Origin of the sequence: Thioalkalivibrio sp. AKL17 (genome assembly GCF_000377885.1) — a bacterium.
GTDB classification, from domain to species: domain Bacteria; phylum Pseudomonadota; class Gammaproteobacteria; order Ectothiorhodospirales; family Ectothiorhodospiraceae; genus Thioalkalivibrio; species Thioalkalivibrio halophilus.
In genome coordinates this window covers 263,637-288,911 of record NZ_KB898767.1, presented here as the reverse complement: position 1 = coordinate 288,911, position 25,275 = coordinate 263,637, and the positions used below count along the sequence as shown (strand labels likewise).

Below are 25,275 nucleotides of genomic sequence, written 5' to 3'. Positions count from 1 at the left end.
CACGGATCAGCCCGTTCCCCCTTCCAGCACGTGCGCCAGCTCGCGGCAGGCATCGGTGGAGGTGAAGATGCCCAGCGGCCGGCCATCAGCCGCGCAGACCAGCGCGGAGCCGATGTGGCGCTCGGCCATGCCACGCAGCACCTCCGGCAGGGGCGTCTCCGGGGCCACGCAGTAGGCGTCCAGAGCGCACACGTCCCCGATCTTCAGGCTGGAATGATCGGACAGATCCACATGCGCGATCTCCGCCAGCAGGACATCCCGGTCCGAGGCCACCCCCAGCAGTTCCCCGCCGTTCATCACCGGCAGATGGCGCAGATTGCGCTGCATCATCATCTCCAGCGCCTCGCCCAGCCGGGTGTCGGCGGTGATGGTGATGGGGTCGCGGATCATGACCGATTCGATCGTGGGTGCTTGCATGGTGACGCCTCCCTGACGGTTTCCGGACCCCGAACCCTACAACGTCCGGAACCCGCGCGCCAGCTAAGGTTTCTCCGAACGATCTCACAGAATGTAGCGCGACAGGTCCTCGTCCTCGGCCAGATCGCTCAGGCGTTCGTCGACGAACGCGCGGTCGATCACGACCGGTTCCGGGATGTCGGGGGCGCGGAACGCAACATCCTGCAGCAGGCGCTCGAGCACGGTATGCAGCCGCCGGGCACCGATGTTCTCGGTGCGCGCGTTGACGTCGTGGGCGATCTCGGCCAGGCGGTGCACGCCCTCGTCGCGGAATTCCACGCTGACGCCTTCGGTCTTCATCAGCTCCACGTACTGCTCGGTCAGCGAGGCCGTGGGCTCGGTCAGGATGCGCACGAAGGCCTCCACCGACAGCGGTTCCAGTTCCACCCGGATCGGCAGCCGGCCCTGGAGCTCGGGGACCATGTCCGACGGCTTGCTCAGGTGGAACGCACCGGAGGCGATGAACAGGATGTGGTCGGTGCGCACCATGCCCAGCTTGGTCGACACGGTAGTGCCCTCGATCAGCGGCAGCAGGTCGCGCTGCACGCCCTCGCGGGAGACATCCGAGCCGCTCTTCTCGCTGCCCTTGGCGACCTTGTCGATCTCGTCGAGGAACACGATGCCGCTCTGCTCGACCCGCTCGATCGCCTTGACCTTGAGTTCCTCCTCGTTGACCAGGCGCGCGGCCTCCTCGTCCACCAGCAGGCGCCGGGCGTCGGCGATCTTCAGGCGCCGCTGCTGGCTCTTCTGACCACCCATGTTCTGGAACATGGACTGCAGCTGGCTGGCCATCTCTTCCATGCCGGGCGGTGTCATCAGTTCGACGTTCTGCCCCTGCTGCTGGAGCTCGATGTCGATCTCGCGCTCGTCCAGGCTGCCCTCGCGCAGGCGTTTGCGCAGCTTCTGCCGGGTCTCGTTGTTGGCCGCGTCGTCGCCGGACTCGGTGAAACCGGCGTTGCGCGGTCGCGGCAGCAGGGCATCGAGGATGCGCTCCTCGGCGGCGTCCTCGGCCTGGCCGCGGTGCTGCTGCATCTCTTCCTCGCGCAGCTGCTTGATCGCGTTTTCGGCCAGATCCCGGATGATCGACTCCACATCGCGCCCGACATAGCCCACCTCGGTGAACTTGGTCGCCTCGACCTTGATGAACGGGGCCTTGGCCAGCTTCGCCAGGCGGCGGGCGATCTCGGTCTTGCCGACGCCGGTGGGGCCGATCATCAGGATGTTCTTGGGCGTGACCTCGGGCTGCAGGGCCTCGGGCAGCTGGCGCCGGCGCCAGCGGTTGCGCAGGGCGACGGCCACGGAACGCTTGGCGTCGTCCTGGCCAATGATGTAGCGATCCAGTTCCTGGACGATCTCGCGGGGGGTCATGTCGCTCATGGCTTGCGGTCCTGAAGGGTCGCGGCCGGGGAGCCTTGCGGGCGACGCCGGGGCGTCACTCGGCGTCGAGGCTCTCCAGCGTGATGTTGTGATTGGTGTAGACGCAGATGTCGGCGGCGGTATGGAGGCTCTTCTCCACCACATCGCGCGCCGGCAGATCGGTGTTCTGCAGCAGGGCCTGGGCCGAGGCCTGGGCGTAGGGGCCGCCGGAGCCGATCGCGATCAGCGCGTTCTCGGGCTCGATCACGTCGCCATTGCCCGAGATCACGAACGAGTTCTCGCGATCGGACACCGCCAGCAGGGCCTCCAGCTTGCGCAGCGCGCGGTCGGTGCGCCAGTCCTTGGCCAGCTCGACCGCGGCCCGGGTGACGTTGCCGGAGTGCTTCTCCAGCATGCCCTCGAAGCGCTCGAACAGGGTAAAGGCGTCGGCGGTGCCGCCGGCGAAACCGGCGAGAATGCGGTCATGATAGACGCGGCGCACCTTGCGCGCGTTGCCTTTCATCACGGTGTTGCCCAGCGATACCTGGCCGTCGCCGCCCAGGGTCACGGCGCCATTGCGGCGCACACAGACGATGGTGGTGCCACGAAACTGCTCCACGGTGGTCTCCTGCAATCGGTAGTCGGATCCGGACCGGGATTGTACGCGGTTGCGGCCGCCTACGAACCCGTCTCGTCGGCCGGATCGTGACGCCGCGCGCGGGGATGGGCGGCATCGTAGACCTCGGCCAGGTGCTGATAGTCCAGATGGGTGTAGATCTGGGTAGTGGACAGGTCGGCATGCCCCAGCAGTTCCTGCACCGCGCGCAGGTCGCCGCTGGATTCCAGCAGGTGGCTGGCGAAGGCGTGGCGCAGGCGATGCGGGTGCAGATGCACGTCGAGCCCGCCCCGGCGCCCCGCCTCGGCGACCCGTCGCTGGACCGAACGGTTGCTGATGCGCTGCCCGCGCCGGGTCACGAACAGCGCGGGTTCGTCGTCGTTGGCCCACTGGCCTCGCACCGCCAGCCAGTCGCGCAGGGCAGCCAGCGCCATGCGCCCGGCGGGCACCCGCCGCTCGCGCCGGCCCTTGCCGAGAACCCGTACCATGCCGGCGTCCCGGTCCACGTCCGGCAGATCCAGCCCGGTCAGTTCCGCCAGCCGCAGTCCGGAGCCGTACAGCAGCTCCAGCATCGCGCGGTCGCGGCGCGCCAGGGGCGAATCGGGATCGGCCGCTTCCCCGTCCGGCGCGGCGCCGGTGGCGGGCGGGGCATCCAGCGCCTGCTGCGCCTGATCCACGTCCAGCCCGCGGGGCAACGGACGGTCGGTCTTCGGACCGCGCAGCCCCGCGGCGGGGTTGGCGGCGCGCTCGCCACGCTCCACCTGAAAATCGAGGAAACCGCGTACCGCGGCGAGAAACCGGCGGACCGAGCGCGAATGGCGCCCGCCGCGTGCCAGCCCGGCCACGATGCGGCGCAGCGCGGCGGCATCCAGCTCCGCCCAGGGCGCGGCCCAGGCCCGGCGCAGTTCGCGCAGGTCGCGACGGTACGCGGCTACGGTGTGCGGCGACAGCCCGCGCACATCACGCAGATGCGCGAGATAGGCCTCGATGGCGGGGTCGGGTTGCGGCTCGGACTCAGGCAGCCTGTTTGCGGTCAGCATGGCAGCGGATGGACTCGGCCAGCAGCTCGCCGATATGGGTGACGAAGTAGGTCCCCATGTCCGGCTGGAAGCGGTCCGGCGAGGCACTGGCCAGGCCCAGCACGCCCACGCGTTCATCGTCCGCCAGCAGCGGCATCAGGATCGCCGAACCCACCGTGTCGTCCGCATCGTCGAACAGCACCTTCAGCATGTCAGGCGGCACGCGGCCGCACTGCGCCCGGCCGCGGGCGAACAGCGGTTCCAGCACGGCCAGCTGGGCAGTATCCAGGGCGTGCAGGTCCTGCACCTCGCGCTCCGCCAGACGGATGCTCACCCGCTCGGCGCCCAGTTCATCGCGCAGGGCATCCTGGGTCAGCGCCAGCACCGCATCCAGGTTCTCCGCACGCATCAGGGTTCGGGCGAGATCGTGCAGCTGGCGGCCGACCCGTTCGTTGTCGCGGGCGCGCTCCACCAGCTCGTGCATGCGCTGCTCCAGCTGGCGGTTCTGCTCGCGCAGGCGCTTGAGCTGGCGTTCGACCAGGGACTCGGCTCCACCGGCCGGATGCGGGATGCGCAGCACGTCCAGCAGGGCCTGGTGGTCGAGGAAAAAATCCGGGTGCTCGCGCAGCCAGGCCTCGACCTCGGCCGCCGAGAGCTCGGCGCCATCCCCCGCCGGGGAGACACTGGAGGGGTCTGTACTCATAGATCGATCCTGCCGTTGAATACCGTGGTTGCGGGGCCGGTCAGCCGCACCGGCGACTCCGGCCTGCCGTCCCAGCTTAGCACAAGGGTCCCGCCCGGCAGCGAGACCCGCACGCAGTCATCGACCCGGCCCTGCAGACGGGCCACCACCATCGCCGCGGCGGCGCCGGAGCCGCAGGCCAGGGTCTCGCCGGCGCCGCGTTCGTATACCCGCAGGTCCAGGTGCCCGCGATCACGTACCGCGGCAAAACCGGCGTTCACGCGGCGCGGGAAGCGGGGATGCGCCTCGATCGCGGGCCCCAGGGTCGCCACCGGTGCCTGCCCCACGTCGTCGACGAAGGTCACGGCATGCGGGTTGCCCATGGACACCGCGCCGATCGTCAGGGCCGTGTCGCCGACCTCCAGGCGGTACTCCGGTGCCTCAAAGTCGGCCTCGAACGGGATGCGCGCCGGCTCCAGTACCGGGCGGCCCATGTCGACGGTCACCTGTTCGTCCGCCTCCACCCGCAGCACCAGCGGACCGCCCAGGGTCTCCACCGGGATCTCGCGGGCATCGGTCAGGCCCTGCTCGCGCACGAACCGGGCGAAACAGCGCGCGCCATTGCCGCACTGCTCCACCTCGCCACCGTCGGCGTTGAAGATGCGATAGCGAAACAGCGCGCTCGCCGGATCGGCGGGCGGCTCCACCAGCAGGATCTGGTCGCAGCCCACGCCGAAATGGCGATCGGCCAGCAGGCGCAGCTGATCCGTGCTCAGCGCGACCGCCTGACGCACGCCGTCGAACACCACGAAGTCGTTGCCCAGGCCATGCATCTTGGTGAAAGCCAGCTCGCTCATTCCGCGCGCTCCGGCAATCGCCCGTGGATGACCATGTGGCGGTCGCTGGTCACCCGCACGCGGAAACCTTCGAGACCGACGGCGGCCAGCTGGCCCTGGACCTCCTCGGGGGTAAACGCCGCATGCAGGGAATGTTCGAAGTCGCGCCGCAGGACCTCCGGGGCGTCGGCCGCGTGCTCCCCCACCAGGCGTTTCACTTCGGCCTCCGAGTCGGGACGGCGCAGGTCCATCACGAACACCCGCGCTCCCGGAGCGCCGTCGCGACGGATCACCTGCCACAGCACTCCCGGATCATGCAGGTGATGCAGCAGCGAGTTGCAGATGATGGTGGCGTAGGGCGCGCGCGGACCCCGCGCATCGGGCAGGCAACCCTCGGCCAGATGGACACGCGCGGCGGCCGGATGGCCGACCCGCAGCGCATCCCCGGCCGCCAGCATCGCGGGGGCCCCGTCCAGCCCGTCGACCTCGCAGTCGGGATGGCGCGCGGCGAAGCGCAGGCTGACATCCCCCGGGCCGCAACCCGGATCCAGTACCGGGCCGCGCACCGGCTCCGGGAACACTTCGGCGAAGGCATCCACGAAGCCCTCGTGGGGCTGCGCGAAATCCGCCTCGGCATAGGCCCGGGCCTGGCCGGGCTCCAGCATCAGCTCGGGCTCGGGCCGCCGCGGGATCACGGATCGACCCTCCCGGGCGGATCCTCGTCGTCGGGATCGCGCGGCAGCATGCTCTCGCGCATCATCAGGTGATCGACCTGCTCGCGGCGGTTGACGATCTGATAATGATCACCATCCACCATGACCTCGGGCGGGCGCGGGCGGCTGTTGTAATTGCCCGCCATCACGTAACCGTAGGCACCGGCGGAGCGCACCGCGAGGACGTCGCCGGCGGCCAGCGCGAGGTCGCGTTCGCGCCCGAGGAAATCCCCGGTCTCGCACACCGGACCCACCACGTCGTAACTGCGGGGCTCGACATCATCGCGCGGGACCACCGGCTCGATCGCCTGCCAGGCGCCATACAGCGCCGGACGCAGCAGGTCGTTCATTGCCCCGTCGACGATCGCGAAATCGCGGTGCTCCGAATGCTTGAGGTATTCCACCCGGGTCAGGAACACCCCGGCGTTAGCGGCGATCGCCCGACCCGGCTCCAGCAGCACCTTCAGCGGCCGCTCGCCCAGGGTTTCGCGCAGGGCGGCCGCCCAGACGTCCGGCTCCGGCGGGGTCTCGTCGCGGTAGCGCACGCCCAGCCCGCCGCCGACATCGATGTGCGACAGCTCGATGCCGTCTTCCGCCAGCCGGTCCACCAGCGCCAGCACCCGTTCCAGCGCGTCGACGAACGGCTCGGTGCTGGTCAGCTGGGAGCCGATGTGGAAATCCACGCCGATCGCGTCCAGGTGCCCGGACTCATGGATGCGGCGATACAGCGCCGGCGCGTCCTCGATCGCCACGCCGAACTTGTTGTCGCGCAGCCCGGTGGCAATGTAGGGATGGGTCTCCGCGTCGACGTCCGGGTTCACCCGCAGCGACACCGGGGCGACCTCCCCGCGCTCGGCGGCGACCGCTTCCAGGCGTTCCAGCTCGGCCTCCGACTCCACGTTGAAGCAGTGGATGCCCACGTCCAGCGCGCGCTGCATCTCCGCCGCGGTCTTGCCGACCCCGGAGAACACCACCCGCGCGGGATCGCCGCCGGCACGCAGTACCCGCTCCAGTTCGCCGCCGGAGACGATGTCGAACCCGGAGCCCATGCGCGCCAGCACGTTCAGCACCGCCAGACTGGAGTTGGCCTTGACCGCGAAGCAGACCTGATGCGGCATCCCGATCAGGGCCTCGGCGAACGCGCGGTAATGGCGCTCCAGGGTGGCGCGGGAGTAGACGTAGGCCGGGGTCCCCACCCGGCGGGCCAGGGCGTCGAGGTCCACGCTCTCGCAATGCAGCGTGCCCCCGCGGTAATCGAAATAGTCCATCTAGCGGGATTCCTCCTGCTCGTCCTCGGGGAGGTAGAGATCGCCCTTCTGCCCGCAGCTGGCCAGCATCTGCGCGCCTCCGAGGACGATGACCACGATCAGCAGCAGCAGGTGGGCCTTGCAGAAGGACATGGGTGCGGTATCCGGAAATGATTGCATCGGGAGGGCATAGTGTGCCATTGATACGGGGCTGGCTTCACTCGGATCAGGGGCGTTGCGGCCCGGAGCCGCTCGATAACGGATCCGTTCATGAAGCGTTCAGCCACATTCTGGGACTCTGGAGTTGCAGGATCAGCAAAGGGCCCGACACCAAAGGGGGCTGATCCGGGGACGGGGAATAGAACCGAACGGTACCTCGTCACAACGCACAGGCGCCTGCATCCACATGGATCGCTCGCGCCCCGGGAATGTCCGGATTTGATCCAAAAAGATGAGAGGAGATCTCCATGATTAGCACCAAGCGTCGTGTCTTCCTGAAAGGCACTCTCGCCGCCGGTACCGTGGGCGCCGCCGTGGGCGCCGGCCTGCTGGCCCCGAGCAAGCTGCTCGCCGCCTGGTCCGCCGACATGTTCGATACCGAGAGCATGGAAGATGCAATGAATGCGGTCGCCGGCACCACCGACATGCAGCAGTCCGACGACATCGACCTGAGCGCCCCGGAAATCGCCGAGAACGGTGCCGTGGTGCCGATCTCGGTCGAGGCCCACATGGACAACGTCGAGGAGATCGCGGTCTTCGCCGAAGCCAACAACCGCTCCCTGACCGGCCGTTATGTCTTCGCCTCCGGCGCGAAGCCCAAGGCGTCCATGCGCATCCGCCTGGGTGACACCTCGGACGTGATCGCCGCCGTCAAGGCCGACGGCAACTGGTACATGACGTCCCGCAACGTCGAAGTGACGGTGGGTGGCTGCGGCGGCTAAGCCGGCACCCTCACCGATCCGATCAACAGTCTGGAGGTAAAGAACTATGTCCATCCGTATTCGCGCCCAGGAACAGGACGGCATGATCAACGTCCGCGCCCTGCTGTCCCACCCGATGCACACGGGTGAGGAAGAGGATGATGCCGGCGAAATCATCCCCGAGCATTTCATTCAGACCGTCGAAGCCAAGCGCAACGGCGAAACCATGGTCACCGCCTACTGGAACGTGACCATCTCGCAGAACCCCTTCCTCGAGCTGGAATTCGAAGGTTCGTCCGGCGACACCGTCGAGGTCAGCTGGGAAGACAATCAGGGCGACACCGCTTCCGAGTCGGTTACCGTCCGGTAAATCCATCTCCCTTGATGGATGGGGAAAGGCCGGGGTTCGCCCCGGCCTTTTTTATGGGTACCCGTATCCGGCGCGCCGATGGGTGGAAAGACGTCGCGCTGCATGTCCCGGGCCGCGAGTACGGCATACCGGCCGGGCGCCAGCCTTGCTACACTGGAGCTTTCTGCGTCGAAGCCAGCCAAGATGAACCAGCGTACCGCCTCCGTCCGCCGCGACACCCTCGAGACCCGGATCGCCGTCGAACTGAACCTCGACGGCACCGGCCAGTGCCACACCGAGACCGGCATCCCGTTCCTCGACCACATGCTCGACCAGATCGCGCGTCACGGGATGGTCGATCTGGACGTGCGCGCCGAAGGCGACCTGCACATCGACGACCACCACACGGTGGAAGACATCGGCATCACCCTGGGCCAGGCACTGGCGCAGGCGATCGGCGACAAGAAGGGCATCCGCCGCTATGGCCATGCCTATGTGCCGCTGGACGAGGCCCTGTCACGGGTGGTGATCGACTTCTCCGGCCGCCCGGGCCTGGAGATGCACGCCGATTTCCGCCGTTCGCACATCGGCCAGTTCGATGTCGACCTGTTCCACGAATTCTTCCAGGGCCTGGTCAACCACGCGTGGATCACCCTGCACGTGGACTGCCTGCGCGGGGACAATGCCCATCACGTAGCGGAGACCATCTTCAAGGCCTTCGGCCGCGCGCTGCGCGAGGCCGCGGAGGAAGACCCCCGCGGCGCCGGCATCACGCCCTCCACCAAGGGCAGCCTGTAAGGCCCGCCGCAACAGGGAAGCCACATGGAAACCGTCGCCGTCATCGACTACGGCATGGGCAACCTCCACTCGGTGGAGCGTGCCCTGACGCACGAGGCCGCACCCGGCCAGCGCATCCTGCGTACCGACGACCCGGAGATCCTGCGCGAGGCCGACCGGCTGGTGTTTCCCGGCCAGGGGGCGGCCGGCGACGCGATGCAGGCCCTCGCCCGGCGCGGTCTGAACCGCATGCTCCCGGAACTGGCCGCCTCGCGCCCGTTCCTCGGACTCTGCCTGGGGCAGCAGATCCTGATGGAGCACTCGGACGAAAGCGGTGGCGTCGACCTGCTGGGGGTGATCCCCGGCGGGGTCGCCCGCTTTCCGGAACGCAGCGATGCGCAGGGGCGTCGCCTCAAGGTGCCACACATGGGCTGGAACCGCGTGCAGCCCACCGGCGAGCACCCGCTGTGGCACGGCCTGCCGGAGACGCCGTGGTTCTATTTCGTGCACAGCTTCCGGGTGCAGCCGCGCGACGCGGCCAGCGTGGCTGCGCACACGGATTATGGCGAAACCTTCGCCTCGGCCCTCGCCCGCGGCTCGCTGTTCACCATGCAGTGTCACCCGGAAAAGAGCGCGGCCTGCGGGTTGCGCCTGCTGAACAACTTTCTGCGCTGGGACGGCGACGCCCCGGACGCCCCGCAAACGCCGTAACTGGAGGCGGAGAAGATGCTGGTCATTCCCGCGATCGACCTGAAGGAAGGCAAGTGCGTGCGCCTGCGCCAGGGGCGCATGGAGGATTCGACGGTATTCGGCGAAGAGCCAGTGGAAATGGCCCGACGCTGGGTCGAGGCCGGGGCCGAACGCCTGCACATCGTGGACCTTGACGGCGCGTTCGCCGGCCGCCCGCGCAACGCCGAGGCGATCCACGCGATCGTCGAGGCCTTCCCCGACCTGACCATCCAGATCGGCGGCGGCATCCGCGACGATGACACCGTGCAGGCCTACCTCGATGCCGGCGTGCAGTACGTGATCATCGGCACACGGGCGGTCAGCGCGCCGCATTTCGTCAACGACCTGTGCCTGGAATTCCCGGGACACATCATCGTCGGCCTGGATGCCCGCGACGGCAAGATCGCGGTGGACGGCTGGTCCAAGCTCTCGCGTCACGACGTGATCGACCTCGCCCAGCACTTCGAGTCCGACGGCGTCGCCGCGATCATCTATACCGACATCGCGCGCGACGGGATGATGGAAGGCCCCAACGTGGAGGCCACCGCGAAGCTCGCGGAGAACGTTCGCGTACCGGTGATCGCCTCCGGCGGCGTCAGCTCGCTGGACGACATCCGCAGCCTCGCCCGCGGGGCCGACGCCGGTATCGACGGCGTGATCGTTGGTCGCGCCCTGTACGAGGACGCCTTCACCCTGGAGCAGGCGCGCGCAGCCGCCCGGGGCGAGGACACCTGAGATGCTGGCACGCCGCATCATCCCCTGCCTGGACGTGGACGCCGGCCGCGTGGTCAAGGGCGTGAACTTCGTCGGCATCCGCGACGCCGGTGACCCGGTGGAGATCGCCCGGCGCTACGACGCCCAGGGGGCCGACGAGCTGACGTTCCTCGACATCACCGCCTCCTCCGACGACCGCAGCACCATCCTGCACGTGGTCGAAGAAGTCGCCTCGCAGGTCTTCATCCCGCTGACCGTGGGCGGCGGCGTGCGCGCGGTGGACGACATCCGCCGTCTGCTGAACGCCGGGGCGGACAAGGTGTCCATCAACACTGCGGCGGTTCACCGGCCCGAACTGGTACGCGAAGCCGCCGACTGGGTCGGCTCGCAGTGCATCGTGGTGGCCATCGACGCGCGCCGCACCAGCGCCGAGGGCGAACCCCCACGCTGGGAGATCTTCACCCACGGCGGGCGCCGCGAGACCGGCCTGGATGCGATCGAATGGGCGCAATACATGGCCGAACTGGGTGCCGGGGAGATCCTGCTGACCAGCATGGACCGCGACGGCACCCGCAGCGGCTTCGACCTGGAACTGACGCGTGCGGTGAGCGACGCGGTGAACATCCCGGTGATCGCCTCGGGCGGCGTGGGCAGCCTGGAACACCTGGTCGAGGGCGTGACCACCGGGCACGCGGATGCCGTGCTGGCGGCCAGCATCTTCCACTTCGGCGAGCACACGGTGGGCGAGGCCAAGGCCGCGATGGAAGCCGCGGGGGTGCCCGTGCGTCCTCTGCAGGAGGTGACGGCGTGAACGATCCCTCCGCAACCCCGCGCGAGCACCTGCTGGCGGCGCTGGCCGAGGTCATCGACGAGCGACGCTCCGCGGACCCCGAACGCTCCTACGTCGCGAAGCTGCAGGCACGCGGCCTGGATGCCATGCTCAAGAAGGTGGGCGAAGAAGCCACCGAGGCGGTGCTGGCGGCCAAGGACGACGACGCCGATGCGCTGGTGTCGGAAATGGCCGACCTGTGGTTTCATACCCTCATTGTCCTGCGGGCGCGCGACCGGCACCCCGACGACGTCCTCGACGAACTGGCCCGGCGTTTCGGCCTGTCCGGCGTGGAGGAAAAGGCCGGCCGCGAAGTCGCAGGACAGCGTTCGGACAAATAGGCGGCCTGGTTGATTCGGGAACCCTCCCCGGTCAGGCTGTCCGGCAAGGAACTTATTTCGGAGACACTCCATGGGTATTGGTGGTATCAGCATCTGGCAGCTCCTGATCATCCTTCTGATCGTGGTCCTGCTGTTCGGCACGAAGAAACTGCGCAACATGGGCGGTGACGTCGGCTCCGCGCTGAAGAACTTCCGGCAGGCGGTCAAGGACCCCGACGGCGAGAACCAGAAGAAGGAAGAAGGCGAGGAAGGCGCGGAAGGCGAAAAGCCGGGCGTCGAGAACCAGAGCGAGGACGACGAAGGTCGCGTGGTCGACGCCGAGGTGAAAAAGCGCAGCGAGAAGTCCGGCGACAACGACTCGTCGGACAAGAACGCCTGATCCGGTTCCGGTCCGCAACGACCGGCCGGCAGCGGCGCTAGTCCATGTTCGACATCGGCTTCTGGGAAATCCTGATCATCGTCGTGGTGGCGCTCCTGGTCGTGGGACCGGAGCGCCTGCCCGGCCTTGCGCGCGAGATCGGCCGGTTCGTCGGCAAGACCCGGCGCTTTGTCCAGAGCGTGCGCTCGGACGTGGAGCGGGAATTCCAGACCGAGGAGCTGCGCGAGATGGTCAAGAGCCAGGACCGCGAGATCCGCGAGCTCAAGCACATGGTCGAGGATACCGAGACCAGCCTGCGCGAGGATCTGGAGCAGACCGAGCGCGAGATCAACCGCGAGCTGCGCGACACCGACGACTCCCGGGCGGATGCGGATGCCGGCGAGTCGGGCGACGGGGACACGCCACCGGCGAAGCCGGCACGTCCCGCGGTTCGCGAACGTCGCACCCCTCCGGAGCCGGCCGGTCGCGAAACCGACACCTCCCGCACCGATTCGGTGGAAGATGCCGGCACGCAGGACGCCGAGGCGGGACCCGCGCCGGAGGGACCGGCCTGGGACGCGGACGGCGGCGACCTCGAACGCGTACCCGTCAGCCACGACATGGGCCCGGACCTGGCCACCGAAGATCCCGCTCTGGCGGCCGAACGCGAACAGCGCAGCACGCGGGAAGACGCTCGGGAAGAAACGCCCCGGCGGCGCACCGGCGGCCGCCGGCCGCAGCGCCGCAACCAGCAGGCGCCGGAATCTCCGGAAGAACAGGGCGGCGACGGGCCGCAGGAAACCGACACCGACCACTCACCCCGCACGCCTGACGAACGCCCATGAGCAAGACCAGCCCGGGGGTCGAACCCACGGAAGAGGCCACCGAGACCCTGCTCTCCCACCTGATCGAGCTGCGCGACCGGGTCCTGCGGATGTTCATCGCCGTGCTGGTGGTGTTCCTGATCCTGTTCCCGTTCGCCAACCAGCTCTATACCTTCCTGGCCGATCCGCTGATGGCGCATCTGCCGGAAGGCACCAGCATGATCGCGATCGAGGTGGCCGCGCCGTTTCTGATCCCGTTCAAGCTGACCCTGCTGCTGGCGGTGGCGATCAGCATCCCGTACCTGCTCTATCAGCTCTGGGCGTTCATCGCGCCGGGGCTTTATCAGCACGAGAAGAGCCTGGCCGGGCCGCTGGTCGCGTCATCGACGATCCTGTTCTACCTCGGGATGGCGTTCGCCTATTTCGTGGTCTTTCCGCTGATCTTCGCGTTCTTCACCGCGGCCGCGCCCGAAGGCGTGGACGTGATGACGGACATCTCGCGCTACCTGGATTTCGTCATCCTGCTGTTCATCGCCTTCGGCATCGCCTTCGAGATGCCGGTGGCCACCATCCTGCTGGTGACCATGGGGGCCACCACCACCGAGAAGCTGGCCGCCAAGCGCCCGTACGTGATCGTCGGGGTGTTCCTCGTGGGCATGGTCCTGACTCCGCCGGACATCATTTCGCAGACCCTGCTGGCCCTGCCGATGTGGTTGCTGTTCGAGGTCGGCCTGATCCTTGCGCGCATCATGGAGCGGCGCAAGGCCGAACAGAAGGCCGCCCCCGATGACGACCCGGACGGGCCCGATGACCCCGATGGCGGACCGGGCGGCAGCCCGGGCGCGGGACCTCGGAGCGGACTGGATTCCGGCCCCGCACCGCGGGGGAGCTCCGGCGGCAACCAGCCCGAACCCGCGAGCAGGGCCCGGGCCGACACCTCCGACGAGACGCGTCCGTCCCCCGCGGCCCGCACCGGCTACACCCCGCTTTCCGAGGCGGAGATGGATGCCGAACTCGATCGCATCGAGGCCGAAGACGCCCGACGCGGAACCGCATCCGCGGGCAACCGCACAGATGGGCCGGACGATGCGGCGGACGACACGCCGGACGAATCCGGGGGCCGCCCCGAGCGCGATCCCCGCTGATTCGCGACGGTCGCGGACCTCCAAACCGCGTGCGGAGCTGGTAAAATTCAGCCTTCACTGATGATTCGTCCCACCCACGCACCCAGGTACCGAGACCGCGATGGCTGATCCACGCACCACCCCTCGCCGCCCCGTCCTCCTCATCGTCATGGATGGGGTGGGCGTGAACCCCAGCAAGCTCAACAACGCCTACGCCGAGGCGGACACCCCCAACCTCGACCGTTATCTGTCGACCCGCACGCACACCACCCTGGATGCCTGCGGACGCGCGGTTGGCCTGCCCGACGGGCAGATGGGCAACTCGGAGGTCGGCCACCTGACGCTGGGAGCGGGGACGGTGGTCAATCAGGATCTCGTGCGCATCGACGATGCCATCGCCGATGGGAGTTTCTTCGAGAACGATGCCCTGGTGAGCGCGGCGCGGGCCGCGGCCTCCAAGGACCAGCCCCTGCACCTGATCGGACTGGTGTCCGACGGCGGCGTGCATTCGCATATCCGGCACCTGGTGGCCCTGATCGGCATCTGCCGCCAGGAAGGCGCCCGGCCGATCGTGCACATGATCACCGACGGCCGTGATACCGCGCCTCGCTCGGCGCTGAACTATCTCGAGGTCCTGGAACAGGAGCTGAAACAGGCCGGCGGATTTATCGCCACGGTCTGCGGCCGCTACTACGCCATGGACCGTGACAAGCGCTGGAACCGCACGGAGAAGGCCTTCCGCGCGATGGCCTATGCCGAGGGCGAGCCGGTTGGCAGCGCGCGCGAGGCGATCGAGGGTGCCTGGGCTGCGGGCGAGGATGACGAATTCATCAAGCCCCGCATCATCAATGGCGGGGCGCCGATGGGCACCGAGGCGGAATGCGTGCTGTTCAACTTCCGCAACGACCGCCCGCGCCAGCTCACCGCTGCCCTGGGCATGGATGATTTCGACGGGTTCGATCGCGGGGATTTCCACCCGGTCTCGGAGACCTGCCTGACCGAATACGACCCGCGCTTTCTGTCGCCGATCGCGTTTCCCCCGGAACGCCCGTCCACCACCCTGGGTTCCACCATCGCCTCCGCCGGGATCCCGCAGTTCCACTGCGCGGAGACCGAGAAGTACGCCCACGTGACCTTCTTCTTCAACGGCGGCAAGGAGGAACCCTATGCGGGCGAGAAGCGGGTGATGGTGCCCTCGCCCGCGGTGGACACCTATGACGAGCAGCCGGAGATGAGCGCGCGCGAGGTGGCCGACGAGACCATCAAGGCGATGGAAAGCGGGCGTTACGGCTTCATCCTGGTGAATTTCGCCAACGGCGACATGGTGGGCCATACCGCCCGTCGCGAGGCCCTGATCGAAGCCGTTCACACCCTCGACCGCGAGGTCGGGCGGGTGCTGGATGCGGCCGAGGCCCAGGAGTACTCGGTGATCGTCACCGCCGACCACGGCAACTGCGACGAATACGTCGACCCGGTCACCGGGGCACCGCACACCCAGCACACCATCTACCCGGTGATGTGCATGATCCTCGACAGCCAGCGCTGGCGCCTGCGTACCGGCGGCGGACTCGCCGACGTCGCCCCCACGGTGCTCGAACTGATGGGCGTGCCCAAGCCGAGTGCGATGGGCGGACGCAGCCTGCTGCTGGAAGAGGTCCCCGACTCGGCCTGAAGCCGGGCAGCGCCTCCCCTCAGGACGAGCAGCTGAGCTGGATGCCGCTGGCCCAGGCCGGCGGCAGCCCGGCGAGGTCCTCGTCCTCCGGCTGTTCGTCGAATGGCCGGCTCAGCACGCGCTGCAGTCGCTCGACCTCCGACAGGTCACCCTCCTCGGCGCGTTCGATGGCAGCCTGCGCCAGGTGGTTGCGCAGGATATATTTCGGGTTGACCGCCCGCATCGCCGCATGGCGCTCCGCGGTCGGTCGCGTCTCGTGGCCCAGACGGGCACGCCAGCGATCCTCCCAGGCCGCCCAGGCACGCGGGTCTTCCAGCTCCTCGAGGAATCCCTGACGCGCGTCCCCGTCTTCCAGCGCCGGCAACTGACGGAAGAAACGGGTGTAGTCGACGCCTTCGGCCGCCATCCGGGCGAGCAGATCCTGGATCAGGGCCTCGTCCTCGTCACGTCCGAGCTGCAGGCCCAGCTTGGCGCGCATGCGCCGCAACCAGGCCGCGCGGAACTGCTCCTGGTACGCCTCGAGGACGGGCTTCGCCTGCTCCACCGCGGTGTCGATGTCGGGGGCACGGAACTGCCCCACCAGGGTCTCCGCCAGACGGATCAGGTTCCACTGAGCCACGCCCGGCTGACGGCCGAAGGCGTAACGGCCCCCCTGGTCGGTGTGGTTGCAGATGTAATCGGGGTCGTAGGCGTCCATGAACGCAAACGGGCCGTAGTCGATGGTGAGCCCGGTCAGGCTCATGTTGTCGGTGTTCATGACCCCGTGGCTGAAGCCCACTGCCTGCCAGTCGGCCATCAGCTCGGCGGTGCGGGCCGTGACGGTCTCCAGCATCGCCCGGACCGGGTCCTCCGCGTCCCGGTGCTCGGGAAAGTCGTGATCCAGCGCGTAGTCGATCAGCTGGCGCAGCCGCTCCGGATAACCGGCATAGTGGAAGTATTCGAAATGCCCGAAACGCAGGAAGCTGGGCGCCGCGCGCAGTACCACCGCGCCACTCTCGATGCGCTCACGGAACACCCGCAGCGAGGACCCGTAGAGGGCCACCGCGCGCGTGGTGGGGATACCCAGCGCCGCCATGTGCTCGGAAACCAGGTATTCGCGGATCGACGAGCGCAGCACCGCGCGTCCGTCGGCATGACGCGAGAACGCGGTCGGACCGGAGCCCTTGCTCTGCAGTTCCCAGTGCTCGCCGGCGGGCGTGCGCACCTCGCCCAGCAACTTGGCCCGGCCGTCGCCCAGCTGCGGCACGTAGACCCCGAACTGGTGACCCGCATACACGCTGGCGACCTGCGGCGTGCCCGCCACCGGCTCGCCGCGGGTAATCATGCCGAGCCACGGTTCCGCGGCGAGATCCTCGGGCGTCAGACCCAGACGCTCGCGCATCGCCGGACTGCTGGCGAGCAGCCGGGCCCCGGGGAACGGGGCCGGCTCCGGGCGGTGATGGAAGGCGTCCGGCAGCGCGGCGAAACGGTTGATCCATTCCAGCCCGGCGCCCGACGGCGGTGTCTCCGGAGGACGTTCGCGGTTCGGCTCGGCGGCGGACATGGGGCGGCACCTCGGCAGCGGGAACATTGCGGGTTATCATGCGCCACATGTCGAGGGTACGTCCCATGGGCCCACTCGGCCCGGGACTACCGCCCGCCCGCAACCGAGGAGAACCGCCGTGTCCCAGGATGATGAAAACCGCAACCCCGAGACCGACAACGAGGATCCGGGTCGCCTGCGTACCCGTGAACGCCTGATGTGGCTGGGCCTGATGGCGTTCTTCGTCATCATCCTGGCGATCTACATCGCGCGCGCCGAAGGCCTGGAGCACGACGTCACCGAGGCCAACCGCGAGCTGCTGGAGGCCCAGATGCAGCTGGCCGAATACACCCGCGAGGAGGTGCCGCGCCCGGTGGAGATCGGCCTGCGCAACGCCGACATCCAGCAGCTGCAGCGTCTGGGGATGACCAACCCGGAGCGCCGGCTGTCCGAGGATCTGGTCGAGAATCCGCAACTGGTTCCCGAGGTCCTGCGCGACGGTGACACCGCCGAGTTCCGCGAAGACGGGATCTACGTACTCAACGCGCGCTGGGTGCTCGCCCATTTCGAGAGCGGCGACCGCTTCGGCCAGCTGCTACTGGAATACGAGGTCATCCACGGCAACGTGATGTGGGACGTGGTCGACGGCTACGTCGAGGACTGATCCCCGGCTGCGGCCAGACGCGCGCGCGCGGCCGCGACCTGGCGCCGGACCTGTTCCGGCGCCGTCCCGCCGGTTACCCGGCGGGCGGCCACCGAGCCCTCGGCGGTCAGCACCCCGTGGACATCCTCGCCCACCGCGGCACTCAGCTGCTGCAGTTCCCCCAGTGACAGCTGTGCCAGGTCCACACCCCGCTCCTGCGCCAGGCGCACCGCACGGCCCACCACCTCGTGGGCGTCGCGGAAGGCCACGCCCCGCTCCACCAGGTAGTCGGCGAGATCGGTGGCGGTGGCAAAACCGCGGGTAGTGGCCGCCAGGGTGTTCGCACGACGCACGGCCAGGTTGGGGACCATGTCGGCGAACGCCCGCAGGGAGCCCAGCAGGGTGTCCACGGTGTCGAACAGCGGCTCCTTGTCCTCCTGGTTGTCCTTGTTGTAGGCCAGCGGCTGGCTCTTCATCAGGGTCAGGAGACTGGTCAGATGGCCATACACCCGGCCGGTCTTGCCGCGCACCAGCTCCGGCACGTCCGGGTTCTTCTTCTGCGGCATGATGGAGGATCCGGTGCAGTAACGATCCGGCAGCTCGATGAAGTCGAACTGGGCGCTGGTCCACAGCACCAGCTCCTCGGCCTGACGCGACAGATGCATCATCAGGGTCGAGGCCGCCGCGGTGAATTCGATCGCGAAATCGCGATCCGACACCGCATCCAGCGAGTTGCGCGTGACCCCGTCGAATCCGAGCTGTTCCGCCACGTATTCACGGTCCAGGGGGTACGGCGTACCCGCCAGGGCAGCGGCGCCCAGCGGCAGGATGTTCACCCGGCGCCGGCAGTCGCGCAGCCGTTCGGCGTCGCGCTCGAGCATCTCGTACCACGCCAGCATGTGGTGGCCGAAGGTCACCGGCTGGGCCGTCTGCAGATGGGTGAACCCGGGCATGATGGTGTCGGCCTCGCGCTCGGCCAGATCCACCAGACCGCTCTGGTAGGAACGAATCAGTTCGAGGATCTCGTCGATCGCGGCGCGCAGCCACAGGCGGATGTCGGTGGCGATCTGGTCGTTGCGCGAGCGGCCGGTGTGCAGCTTCTTGCCGACATCGCCGATGCGCTCGATCAGGCGCGCCTCGATGTTCATGTGGACATCCTCGCGGCCCACCTGCCAGTCGAACTCCCCGGCGGCGATCTCCTCGCGGATGGCGTCCAGCCCGTCGACGATCCGGCGCGCCTCGTCCTCGCTCAGGACCCCCACCCTGGCCAGCATGTGCGCGTGGGCCTGCGAGCCCCGGATGTCCTCGCGGTAGAGGCGGCGGTCGAAGTCCACCGAGGCGGTAAATCGCTCCACGAAGGCATCGGTGGGCTCGGAGAAGCGGCCACCCCAGAGCTTGGCTTCGGAGGCCGGCTTGTCCTGCGGGGAATCCTGCGTCATGGTGCACTCTGAACGGGGTTTTGAACGACAGGGAAGTATACAGGGAGAGCGACTGCCATGCGCCCGGAACCGGGGTCGTCCAGCGGGAACGAGCGGGTTGACGAGGGCCGCGCGGACCGCGTCTCGCCACTGCCGGATTTCTGTGGCGCGGAGACCCTGCTGCGCGTGCTCATGCTGGCGGTGCTGCTGGCGCTGGCGATTACCCTGCTGCGACCCGGCACCGGGGACTGGCTGGGGACCCTGGCACTGTATGCACTGTTCATCTTCTGGGTCGCACTCACCAGTCTGCTGATCCTGTGTCTGCTGCAGCGCCTGCTGCGGCGTGGCCCGCTGACCCTGCAGATCGTGCTGCCGCCGCTGGTCCCCATCGTCAATACCGCGCTGGTGCAGCACGCCGCCGAGTCGGTGGAGCTGGCGGATCCCGAGCTGCGTCTGCCGGTGCTGGGCATCGCGGTGATCCTGAGCCTGGTCGCGATGCATTACCTCTACCTGCAGACCGCCTGGGAACGCGAGACCCGGGCCGTGGCGCGAGCCCGCGAGCAGGCCATGCGAGCACGGCTTCGGCCGCATTTCCTCTACAACAGCATGAACACCATCGCCGGGCTGTGCCGGACGGATCCCGCGCGCGCGGAAGAGGTCACCCTGGATCTTGCCGATCTGTTTCGCGCCGCGTTCAACGGCGCCGACCACCATACCCTGCGCGAGGAGCTGGAACTGGTCGAGGGCTATCTGCGGGTGGAACAGACGCGCCTGGGCGATCGCTTCCGGATTGATCGGGAGTGGCCCGAGGACCCGTCGCTGGAACAGGAAATCCCGTCACTGGTTCTGTTGCCGCTGGTGGAGAACGCTATCCAGCACGGCATCGCACCGGCCCGCGGGCGGGGCCATCTCGGAATCCGGATCCACCGGGAACGGGATACGCTGAGCGTCGAGATCCGCAACAGCCTGCCGGAGGTGGCCGCCCCGGCCGGTACCGGAACCGCCAGCGACGCGGTCCGGCTGCGCCTGCGCCACGCCTTTGGGGATCGGGCATCGCTTCACGCGCAACGTGACGGAGACGAATTCGTCGTCCGGCTGCAGATACCGCGCACGCTGCCGGATCGACCGGATTCGGAGAGAGGGAGAGGGAGACGCTGATCCATGGAATTGCTGATCGCGGATGACGAACCGGTCGCGCGCGAGCGGCTGCGCGACCTGGTGACCGAACTGGGCCACCGGGTGGTGGCGGAAGCCGCGGACGCCGGCGAGGTACGCACGGCCCTGCAGACCTACCGGCCCCGGGTGTTGCTGCTGGACATCGAGATGCCCGGCGAGCGCGGGATCGAGCTGGCGGGCGAACTCGCGCGGAGCCATCCCGAAATGGTCGTGATCCTGGTCACCGCACACGAGGCTTTCGGCCTGCAGGCCTTCGAAGCGGGGGTGCGCGACTACGTGCTCAAGCCCGTACGCCGGGAGCGACTGGAGCAGGCTCTGGAACGAGCCCGGCATGCAACGGACGGATCCGGGCAGCCGGACGAGCCGCCGGCCATACGCCTGCGCATCGGCCGACGCGAAGAGTCGGTGCAGCTGGATGCGATCGACTGTTTCGTCACCGAGGATGGCTGCGTAGTCGCACGCGGGCGGGACCTCGAGGGCTTCGTCGAGGCTCGGCTGCAGGATCTGGAGCAGGCCCTGGGGGACGAGGTGCTGCGCGTGCACCGCGGGGCCCTGGCGGTGGCCCGGAACGTGGCGGGCCTGGAGACCCGCAACGCCGGCGACCATCGTCTGCGGTTTCGTGACGGGCGCGATCCGGTACCGGTGAGCCGGCGGCAGCTGGCCCGAGTGCGCGAGTTTCTGCGGCGGCACACCCGGGTGTGATCCGGGCGGGCCTGATCCGCGCGGGTCCGGTCCGGCGGGACGTGGCTCGGGTCAGCTGCCCTCGCGTGCGGCGTTGATGCGCATGCGCACCTGACTGCGGTAGAGCTCCTCGTTGGGAATGCCCACCAGCGGGCGCCCGACCGGATTGCCCTCGGCGTCGAACGCCACCAGGGTGGGGGTCACGCGGGCCCCGTACCGGTTCCCCAGCTCGGAGCCACGCATGGTATCGCCATCGAAATCACGGACTTCTTCGCCGTTCATCTCCACCATGAGGATATTGACGTCGGAATGGGCCTCGTCACGGCTCATCGGGCCGAGATGGGCCTCCTTCGCGAGCTCGCAGTAGGGGCAATTCTCGGCGGTGAACATCACCACGGTGGGCTTGCGCTCACCGTTGTCCTTGAGCGCCTGCAGGTCGGTCACCCGTTCCAGCTCCGCCTGAGCCGGACCGGCGAACAGCATGGCCGCGGCCAGGCCGAAGGCCGCGAGAATCGGGTTGCGTATCATCATGAACTTGTCCATCGGTTTTTCGGCTGCGGGTTGCGAGCCGTTATACTACGTCGTTTTTATGGACCCGGGACAAACCACCGGGTTCCCCGAACGGGACACTGCATGAAACCGCTACGCATCGCCACCCGCAAGAGTCCGCTGGCCATGTGGCAGGCCGAACACGTCGCCGAGCGCCTGCGCGCGGCACATCCGGACCGGTCGGTCGAACTGGTGGGCATGACCACTCAGGGCGACCGCGTGCTCGACTCGCCTTTGGCGAAAATCGGCGGCAAGGGCCTGTTCGTGAAGGAGCTGGAGAACGCGCTGCTGGAAGATCGCGCGGATATTGCGGTGCATTCGGTCAAGGATGTCCCGATGGAGCTTCCGGAAGGCCTGGCCCTGCCCGTCATCCTCGATCGCGAGGATCCTCTGGATGCGTTCGTGTCGAATCACTACGGGCACGTGGACGAGCTTCCGCAGGGCGCGCGGGTCGGCTCCTCCAGCCTGCGTCGCCAGTGCCAGCTGCGTGCCCGCCGGCCCGATCTGGAGGTCCATGACCTGCGCGGCAACGTGAACACGCGGCTGGGCAAGCTGGATGCCGGCGAATACGACGCGATCCTGCTGGCCGCGGCGGGACTCAAGCGCCTCGGCTTCGATGCGCGCATTCGCAACTGCCTGGAACCCGAGGTCAGCCTGCCCGCCGTCGGTCAGGGGGCCATCGCGATCGAATGCCGCGACGGGGACAACGAGGTGGAAGCACGGATCGCCAGCCTGAATGATCCGGATACCAGCGATCGCGTACGCGCGGAACGCGCGTTCAACCGCCGGCTCGAGGGGGGTTGTCAGGTACCGCTGGCCGCCCATGCGATCCTCGAGTCCGACGGTGGCCTGTGGCTGCGCGGGCTGGTGGGCGCGGTCGATGGCAGCCAGCTGCTGCAGCGCGAGGTACGCGGGCCCCGTGCCGATGCCGAGGCACTGGGCATCCGCCTGGCGGACGAGCTGCTGGAACTGGGCGCCGGGGAACTCCTGCGCGCCGCAATGAACGATCACTGAGGACCGCATCATGGCCGATGCCGAAACCGCCGCCCGGAGCCGGGCCCCGACCCTCGCCGACCGGGGCATTCTGGTGACCCGGCCCGCCGCTCAGGCGGAACCGTTCTGTGAGGCGCTGGAGAGTGAAGGGGCCCGGGTGATCCGCTTCCCGGTGCTGGAGATCCTCGCACCCAGCGATCCCACCAATCTGCGCGCGGTGCTGGACGAGCTGGATCAGTTCGATATTGCGGTGTTCATCAGCCCCAACGCCGTTCAGCGCGTGATGAACCTGGCGCTGGCGGATCGTGAGTGGCCCGCCGGGACCGCCATCGCCGCAATCGGCAACCGGACGGCCCAGGAATTGCGCAGTTTCGGCCACGCGCCCGACATCGCCCCGCCCCGCCGCTTTGACAGCGAGGCGCTGCTGGCGGAGCCGGCGATGCAGGAGGTGGGCGGCAAGCGGGTGGTGATCTTCCGCGGGGACGGCGGGCGCGAGCTGCTGGGAGATACTCTGCGCGAACGCGGCGCCACGGTGACCTTCGCCGAGGCCTACCGGCGCGGCCGCCCGGAGGGGGACACCGGGGATCTGATGTATGCGTTCTCGCGCGGGCAGATCGACATCATCACCATTACCTCGGGCGAGGGCCTGCGCAATCTCTACGAGATGGTCGGCAAGCTGGGACGCATGTGGCTGCGCAAGACCCCGCTGGTGGTCGGCAGCGAGCGCATCGCCGAAATCGCGCAGGAGCTCGGCTTCAAGGCCGCGGTGGAGACGGCCGAAGATCCCACCGACGCGTCCATGCTGGCGGCCGCACGCCGTCTCGCGGCGCGCCTGGACGGCAGCGACGGCTGAGACAGGGTCTGTCCCGCTCCCACGAAACCGGCAGGAGCCTGCTCGCAGGCGAACAGGGGCACGTGCCCCGGTCAGGATCCGCCCGCCGGCTCGAAGCTGTCGTAGTAGAGCTGCTCGGGGGGGAGACCCGCCGCACGGAAAGCCTCGCGGGCCGCATGCACCATGGGTGGCGGCCCCGCCATGTAGACATCGAAGCCGGACAGATCCGGATATTCGGCCAGCACCGCATCGTGGGGCAGTCCCGCCCGCGCGGCGAAGCCCGCCGCCTCGTCCTGCGGATGATCGGACAGAACCGGGGTAAAACGGAAGTGCTCCGGTTCCGCAGCCGCCATGGCCTGCAGCCACTCGGGAGCATAGATTCCCGCCGCCTCCCGCGCGCCCCAGAACAGGTGGTGCCGCCGGTCCAGGCCCTCGTTCGCGAGGTGGTCCAGCATCCCCTTCAGCGGACCGAAACCGGTCCCCCCGCCCACGAACAGGCGCGGGCGCGGCGATTCCTCGTCCACGAAGAACTGCCCCAGCGGGCCCTCGATACGCAGCAGGGCCCTGGGCTGCATCTCTTCGAACACATGGGCCGAGAAGCGTCCGCCCTCGACGTATTTCACGTGCAGGATCAGCTGTTCGTCGTCGTGCGGAGCGTTGGCCAGGGAATAGCTGCGGCGTTCACCCCCCTTCAGCAACACGTCGAGGTACTGCCCGGCGAGGAACTGCAGGCGTTCCCGCGCGGGGAGCTGGATACGCAGTTCCATCACGTCATCGGCCAGGCGGTTGAGGGCCGCCACGCGGCACGGCAGCGTCTTGACCTCGATATCACGGGCGGCGCCGATCTCGCGCACCTCGATCTCCAGATCATCCACCGGGACCGCCTGGCAGAACAGCGCCAGGCCGTCGGCCAGCTCGGCCTCGGTAATGCCCGGTGGCAGTTTGGGACCATGATCCACCTCGCCCGACAGCACCCGACCCTTGCAGGAACCACAGGCACCGTTGCGGCACCCGTAAGGGAACGCGTATCCCTGACGCAGGCCGGCCTCGAGGACGGTCTCGTCGTCCTCGACTTCGAACTGGTGGCCGCTGGGCTGGATGGTGACGTCAAAGGCCATTGGGGAATGCTCCATGCAGGAAAGGCGTTCATTGTGGTCAGAGAACCGGGGAACGCAAGCAACCGCAAGGATTCCGCATCGACCGCCCGGATTCGCCGTGCCCCCCCCGATTCGGGGGGTGCATGAAGGGTTGGTTCTGGGGCAGACTTCGCGAGACCACAATGGGCAAAGGGGAGAAAGCCATGCAAAAGAAGCAATACCTGAGCGTGCTGGCCGCAGCGGGCGTCCTGGCACTGGGTGGCTGTGCCGCGAACGAGACCCGGGATTCGGGCGGGGAGGCGCAGGCGGCGCCGGCGGTCAGTGATCCGGCGGTCACCATCGTGATGCCCGAGCGCTTCGCCTACAGCGATGATGCGGTGGTGACGCAGGCCATCCGCAATGAATGCGAGCTGGAAGAACGCTTTCCGGAGTTCGTGCAGGAGTTCGGTGCACGGCATGACATTCGCTTCGAGGAGCGCGGTGACGCGAGCCCGGCGGACGGCGGCCAGGTCCTGATGGTGGAAATCACCCAGGCGCGCAACGACGGGAATGCCTGGTCCGGCCACCGTGCCTTCAGCGAAGCCGAAGGGACACTGTACGAGGACGGTGAAGCCGTCGCGGACTTCACCTCTCGTCGCATCTCCGGTGGCGGCGCCTTCGGCGGATTCAAGGGTACCTGTTCGGTGATGGGACGCACGATCCGCGCGATGGGCTCGGATATCGCCGCATGGTCGCGGGTGCCGGAAGACGGCGCCCATCTGGGCAACTGAGCCCCGGACCCGCGGAGCGGGCCCGGATGTCC

At 68.4% G+C, this 25,275-nt stretch carries 30 protein-coding genes; 17 read left to right on the top strand and 13 right to left on the bottom strand.

Features of this window, described 5'->3' with window-relative positions:
- Nucleotides 1-6 precede the first annotated feature (6 nt).
- The 9 genes from D577_RS0109720 to D577_RS14060 all read right to left on the bottom strand — a co-directional run bounded on the left by D577_RS0109720 (nucleotide 7) and on the right by D577_RS14060 (nucleotide 7,078).
- Nucleotides 7-417 carry a CBS domain-containing protein gene (locus D577_RS0109720; RefSeq protein WP_018947288.1) on the bottom strand — a complete coding sequence of 137 codons (411 nt, stop codon included), beginning with the start codon at nucleotides 415-417 and terminating at the stop codon, nucleotides 7-9.
- A gap of 84 nt (nucleotides 418-501) precedes the next feature.
- Nucleotides 502-1,833: an ATP-dependent protease ATPase subunit HslU gene (hslU, locus tag D577_RS0109715; RefSeq protein ID WP_018947287.1), complete on the bottom strand. Its 1,332-nt coding sequence runs from the start codon at nucleotides 1,831-1,833 to the stop codon at nucleotides 502-504.
- Between the two features lie 55 nt (nucleotides 1,834-1,888).
- Nucleotides 1,889-2,431, bottom strand: a complete 543-nt coding sequence (gene hslV, locus D577_RS0109710) for an ATP-dependent protease subunit HslV (RefSeq protein ID WP_024328616.1) — start codon at nucleotides 2,429-2,431, stop codon at nucleotides 1,889-1,891.
- Between the two features lie 59 nt (nucleotides 2,432-2,490).
- Nucleotides 2,491-3,468 carry a tyrosine recombinase XerC gene (locus D577_RS0109705; RefSeq protein WP_018947285.1) on the bottom strand — a complete coding sequence of 326 codons (978 nt, stop codon included), beginning with the start codon at nucleotides 3,466-3,468 and terminating at the stop codon, nucleotides 2,491-2,493.
- Nucleotides 3,443-4,150, bottom strand: coding sequence for a DUF484 family protein (locus D577_RS0109700; RefSeq protein WP_018947284.1), 708 nt, complete (start codon nucleotides 4,148-4,150; stop codon nucleotides 3,443-3,445). Before D577_RS0109700 ends, D577_RS0109705 begins: the two co-directional genes overlap by 26 nt.
- The gene (dapF, locus tag D577_RS0109695) at nucleotides 4,147-4,986 is read right to left on the bottom strand and encodes a diaminopimelate epimerase (RefSeq protein WP_018947283.1); all 840 of its coding nucleotides are present in this window, start codon (nucleotides 4,984-4,986) and stop codon (nucleotides 4,147-4,149) included. The genes D577_RS0109700 and dapF overlap by 4 nt, the downstream gene beginning before the upstream one ends.
- The gene (locus D577_RS0109690) at nucleotides 4,983-5,660 is read right to left on the bottom strand and encodes a trans-aconitate 2-methyltransferase (protein ID WP_018947282.1); all 678 of its coding nucleotides are present in this window, start codon (nucleotides 5,658-5,660) and stop codon (nucleotides 4,983-4,985) included. Before D577_RS0109690 ends, dapF begins: the two co-directional genes overlap by 4 nt.
- Nucleotides 5,657-6,946, bottom strand: a complete 1,290-nt coding sequence (lysA, locus tag D577_RS0109685) for a diaminopimelate decarboxylase (protein WP_018947281.1) — start codon at nucleotides 6,944-6,946, stop codon at nucleotides 5,657-5,659. The genes D577_RS0109690 and lysA overlap by 4 nt, the downstream gene beginning before the upstream one ends.
- Complete coding sequence (locus D577_RS14060) at nucleotides 6,947-7,078, bottom strand: lipoprotein (protein WP_018947280.1); 132 nt, start codon at nucleotides 7,076-7,078, stop codon at nucleotides 6,947-6,949. It abuts the gene before it with no gap.
- A gap of 314 nt (nucleotides 7,079-7,392) precedes the next feature.
- Here D577_RS14060 and soxY point away from each other — a divergent pair, with 314 nt between their 5' ends.
- From soxY to gpmI, 11 genes are all read left to right on the top strand, one after another.
- Nucleotides 7,393-7,866: a thiosulfate oxidation carrier protein SoxY gene (gene soxY, locus D577_RS0109675; protein ID WP_018868861.1), complete on the top strand. Its 474-nt coding sequence runs from the start codon at nucleotides 7,393-7,395 to the stop codon at nucleotides 7,864-7,866.
- Between the two features lie 46 nt (nucleotides 7,867-7,912).
- Entirely contained in the window at nucleotides 7,913-8,215 is a 303-nt protein-coding gene (gene soxZ / locus D577_RS0109670) for a thiosulfate oxidation carrier complex protein SoxZ (protein WP_018947279.1), read from the top strand.
- A gap of 183 nt (nucleotides 8,216-8,398) precedes the next feature.
- Nucleotides 8,399-8,992, top strand: a complete 594-nt coding sequence (gene hisB / locus D577_RS0109665; RefSeq protein ID WP_018868863.1) for an imidazoleglycerol-phosphate dehydratase HisB — start codon at nucleotides 8,399-8,401, stop codon at nucleotides 8,990-8,992.
- Nucleotides 8,993-9,016: 24 nt separating this feature from the next.
- Nucleotides 9,017-9,682 carry an imidazole glycerol phosphate synthase subunit HisH gene (hisH, locus tag D577_RS0109660; protein ID WP_018947278.1) on the top strand — a complete coding sequence of 222 codons (666 nt, stop codon included), beginning with the start codon at nucleotides 9,017-9,019 and terminating at the stop codon, nucleotides 9,680-9,682.
- A gap of 15 nt (nucleotides 9,683-9,697) precedes the next feature.
- Nucleotides 9,698-10,435 (top strand): 1-(5-phosphoribosyl)-5-[(5-phosphoribosylamino)methylideneamino]imidazole-4-carboxamide isomerase, encoded by a 738-nt coding sequence (hisA, locus tag D577_RS0109655; protein ID WP_018868865.1) that lies wholly within the window; start codon nucleotides 9,698-9,700, stop codon nucleotides 10,433-10,435.
- 1 nt (nucleotide 10,436) lies between these two features.
- The gene (gene hisF / locus D577_RS0109650) at nucleotides 10,437-11,225 is read left to right on the top strand and encodes an imidazole glycerol phosphate synthase subunit HisF (RefSeq protein WP_018947277.1); all 789 of its coding nucleotides are present in this window, start codon (nucleotides 10,437-10,439) and stop codon (nucleotides 11,223-11,225) included.
- The gene (locus tag D577_RS0109645; RefSeq protein ID WP_018947276.1) at nucleotides 11,222-11,584 is read left to right on the top strand and encodes a phosphoribosyl-ATP diphosphatase; all 363 of its coding nucleotides are present in this window, start codon (nucleotides 11,222-11,224) and stop codon (nucleotides 11,582-11,584) included. The genes hisF and D577_RS0109645 overlap by 4 nt, the downstream gene beginning before the upstream one ends.
- A gap of 70 nt (nucleotides 11,585-11,654) precedes the next feature.
- Nucleotides 11,655-11,963 carry a twin-arginine translocase TatA/TatE family subunit gene (gene tatA / locus D577_RS0109640; protein WP_018947275.1) on the top strand — a complete coding sequence of 103 codons (309 nt, stop codon included), beginning with the start codon at nucleotides 11,655-11,657 and terminating at the stop codon, nucleotides 11,961-11,963.
- Nucleotides 11,964-12,007: 44 nt separating this feature from the next.
- Entirely contained in the window at nucleotides 12,008-12,787 is a 780-nt protein-coding gene (gene tatB, locus D577_RS0109635) for a Sec-independent protein translocase protein TatB (RefSeq protein ID WP_018947274.1), read from the top strand.
- Nucleotides 12,784-13,911 (top strand): twin-arginine translocase subunit TatC, encoded by a 1,128-nt coding sequence (gene tatC, locus D577_RS0109630; RefSeq protein WP_018947273.1) that lies wholly within the window; start codon nucleotides 12,784-12,786, stop codon nucleotides 13,909-13,911. Before tatB ends, tatC begins: the two co-directional genes overlap by 4 nt.
- Nucleotides 13,912-14,011: 100 nt before the next feature.
- Nucleotides 14,012-15,562 (top strand): 2,3-bisphosphoglycerate-independent phosphoglycerate mutase, encoded by a 1,551-nt coding sequence (gene gpmI, locus D577_RS0109625; RefSeq protein WP_018947272.1) that lies wholly within the window; start codon nucleotides 14,012-14,014, stop codon nucleotides 15,560-15,562.
- Between the two features lie 19 nt (nucleotides 15,563-15,581).
- Here the strand turns inward: gpmI and D577_RS0109620 are convergent, their stop codons facing one another.
- Nucleotides 15,582-17,105, bottom strand: coding sequence for a YdiU family protein (locus D577_RS0109620; RefSeq protein ID WP_018947271.1), 1,524 nt, complete (start codon nucleotides 17,103-17,105; stop codon nucleotides 15,582-15,584).
- 118 nt (nucleotides 17,106-17,223) lie between these two features.
- Here D577_RS0109620 and D577_RS0109615 point away from each other — a divergent pair, with 118 nt between their 5' ends.
- Nucleotides 17,224-17,748, top strand: a complete 525-nt coding sequence (locus D577_RS0109615) for a hypothetical protein (RefSeq protein WP_018947270.1) — start codon at nucleotides 17,224-17,226, stop codon at nucleotides 17,746-17,748.
- Here the strand turns inward: D577_RS0109615 and argH are convergent.
- Complete coding sequence (argH, locus tag D577_RS0109610; RefSeq protein ID WP_018947269.1) at nucleotides 17,733-19,166, bottom strand: argininosuccinate lyase; 1,434 nt, start codon at nucleotides 19,164-19,166, stop codon at nucleotides 17,733-17,735. The genes D577_RS0109615 and argH overlap by 16 nt on opposite strands.
- A gap of 57 nt (nucleotides 19,167-19,223) precedes the next feature.
- Between argH and D577_RS0109605 the strand changes: the two genes are divergently transcribed.
- On the top strand, nucleotides 19,224-20,303 hold the full coding sequence (locus D577_RS0109605; protein WP_018947268.1) for a sensor histidine kinase: 1,080 nt from the start codon (nucleotides 19,224-19,226) through the stop codon (nucleotides 20,301-20,303).
- A gap of 3 nt (nucleotides 20,304-20,306) precedes the next feature.
- On the top strand, nucleotides 20,307-21,023 hold the full coding sequence (locus D577_RS0109600) for a LytTR family DNA-binding domain-containing protein (protein ID WP_018947267.1): 717 nt from the start codon (nucleotides 20,307-20,309) through the stop codon (nucleotides 21,021-21,023).
- A 51-nt stretch (nucleotides 21,024-21,074) separates the two neighbouring features.
- On the opposite strand, the gene D577_RS0109595 is transcribed toward D577_RS0109600, so the two are convergent.
- Nucleotides 21,075-21,545, bottom strand: a complete 471-nt coding sequence (locus D577_RS0109595) for a thioredoxin fold domain-containing protein (RefSeq protein WP_018947266.1) — start codon at nucleotides 21,543-21,545, stop codon at nucleotides 21,075-21,077.
- Between the two features lie 90 nt (nucleotides 21,546-21,635).
- Between D577_RS0109595 and hemC the strand changes: the two genes are divergently transcribed.
- Together hemC and D577_RS0109585 are read left to right on the top strand one after the other, a co-directional pair.
- Nucleotides 21,636-22,565, top strand: a complete 930-nt coding sequence (gene hemC, locus D577_RS0109590) for a hydroxymethylbilane synthase (RefSeq protein WP_018947265.1) — start codon at nucleotides 21,636-21,638, stop codon at nucleotides 22,563-22,565.
- Between the two features lie 10 nt (nucleotides 22,566-22,575).
- On the top strand, nucleotides 22,576-23,397 hold the full coding sequence (locus D577_RS0109585) for a uroporphyrinogen-III synthase (RefSeq protein WP_018947264.1): 822 nt from the start codon (nucleotides 22,576-22,578) through the stop codon (nucleotides 23,395-23,397).
- Between the two features lie 71 nt (nucleotides 23,398-23,468).
- On the opposite strand, the gene D577_RS0109580 is transcribed toward D577_RS0109585, so the two are convergent.
- Complete coding sequence (locus D577_RS0109580) at nucleotides 23,469-24,494, bottom strand: CDP-6-deoxy-delta-3,4-glucoseen reductase (protein ID WP_018947263.1); 1,026 nt, start codon at nucleotides 24,492-24,494, stop codon at nucleotides 23,469-23,471.
- 182 nt (nucleotides 24,495-24,676) lie between these two features.
- Here D577_RS0109580 and D577_RS0109575 point away from each other — a divergent pair, with 182 nt between their 5' ends.
- Complete coding sequence (locus D577_RS0109575) at nucleotides 24,677-25,243, top strand: hypothetical protein (RefSeq protein ID WP_018947262.1); 567 nt, start codon at nucleotides 24,677-24,679, stop codon at nucleotides 25,241-25,243.
- Nucleotides 25,244-25,275 lie beyond the last annotated feature (32 nt).

Bases quoted from the DNA above. Each gene is read 5' to 3' on its own strand.
- D577_RS0109720 (WP_018947288.1), bottom strand. From the start codon at position 417: ATGCAAGCACCCACGATCGAATCGGTCATGATCCGCGACCCCATCACC.
- hslU (WP_018947287.1), bottom strand. From the start codon at position 1,833: ATGAGCGACATGACCCCCCGCGAGATCGTCCAGGAACTGGATCGCTAC.
- D577_RS0109705 (WP_018947285.1), bottom strand. From the start codon at position 3,468: ATGCTGACCGCAAACAGGCTGCCTGAGTCCGAGCCGCAACCCGACCCC.
- D577_RS0109700 (WP_018947284.1), bottom strand. From the start codon at position 4,150: ATGAGTACAGACCCCTCCAGTGTCTCCCCGGCGGGGGATGGCGCCGAG.
- dapF (WP_018947283.1), bottom strand. From the start codon at position 4,986: ATGAGCGAGCTGGCTTTCACCAAGATGCATGGCCTGGGCAACGACTTC.
- lysA (WP_018947281.1), bottom strand. From the start codon at position 6,946: ATGGACTATTTCGATTACCGCGGGGGCACGCTGCATTGCGAGAGCGTG.
- D577_RS14060 (WP_018947280.1), bottom strand. From the start codon at position 7,078: ATGTCCTTCTGCAAGGCCCACCTGCTGCTGCTGATCGTGGTCATCGTC.
- soxY (WP_018868861.1), top strand. From the start codon at position 7,393: ATGATTAGCACCAAGCGTCGTGTCTTCCTGAAAGGCACTCTCGCCGCC.
- soxZ (WP_018947279.1), top strand. From the start codon at position 7,913: ATGTCCATCCGTATTCGCGCCCAGGAACAGGACGGCATGATCAACGTC.
- hisB (WP_018868863.1), top strand. From the start codon at position 8,399: ATGAACCAGCGTACCGCCTCCGTCCGCCGCGACACCCTCGAGACCCGG.
- hisH (WP_018947278.1), top strand. From the start codon at position 9,017: ATGGAAACCGTCGCCGTCATCGACTACGGCATGGGCAACCTCCACTCG.
- hisA (WP_018868865.1), top strand. From the start codon at position 9,698: ATGCTGGTCATTCCCGCGATCGACCTGAAGGAAGGCAAGTGCGTGCGC.
- hisF (WP_018947277.1), top strand. From the start codon at position 10,437: ATGCTGGCACGCCGCATCATCCCCTGCCTGGACGTGGACGCCGGCCGC.
- tatA (WP_018947275.1), top strand. From the start codon at position 11,655: ATGGGTATTGGTGGTATCAGCATCTGGCAGCTCCTGATCATCCTTCTG.
- tatB (WP_018947274.1), top strand. From the start codon at position 12,008: ATGTTCGACATCGGCTTCTGGGAAATCCTGATCATCGTCGTGGTGGCG.
- tatC (WP_018947273.1), top strand. From the start codon at position 12,784: ATGAGCAAGACCAGCCCGGGGGTCGAACCCACGGAAGAGGCCACCGAG.
- gpmI (WP_018947272.1), top strand. From the start codon at position 14,012: ATGGCTGATCCACGCACCACCCCTCGCCGCCCCGTCCTCCTCATCGTC.
- D577_RS0109620 (WP_018947271.1), bottom strand. From the start codon at position 17,105: ATGTCCGCCGCCGAGCCGAACCGCGAACGTCCTCCGGAGACACCGCCG.
- argH (WP_018947269.1), bottom strand. From the start codon at position 19,166: ATGACGCAGGATTCCCCGCAGGACAAGCCGGCCTCCGAAGCCAAGCTC.
- D577_RS0109605 (WP_018947268.1), top strand. From the start codon at position 19,224: ATGCGCCCGGAACCGGGGTCGTCCAGCGGGAACGAGCGGGTTGACGAG.
- D577_RS0109600 (WP_018947267.1), top strand. From the start codon at position 20,307: ATGGAATTGCTGATCGCGGATGACGAACCGGTCGCGCGCGAGCGGCTG.
- D577_RS0109595 (WP_018947266.1), bottom strand. From the start codon at position 21,545: ATGGACAAGTTCATGATGATACGCAACCCGATTCTCGCGGCCTTCGGC.
- hemC (WP_018947265.1), top strand. From the start codon at position 21,636: ATGAAACCGCTACGCATCGCCACCCGCAAGAGTCCGCTGGCCATGTGG.
- D577_RS0109585 (WP_018947264.1), top strand. From the start codon at position 22,576: ATGGCCGATGCCGAAACCGCCGCCCGGAGCCGGGCCCCGACCCTCGCC.
- D577_RS0109580 (WP_018947263.1), bottom strand. From the start codon at position 24,494: ATGGCCTTTGACGTCACCATCCAGCCCAGCGGCCACCAGTTCGAAGTC.
- D577_RS0109575 (WP_018947262.1), top strand. From the start codon at position 24,677: ATGCAAAAGAAGCAATACCTGAGCGTGCTGGCCGCAGCGGGCGTCCTG.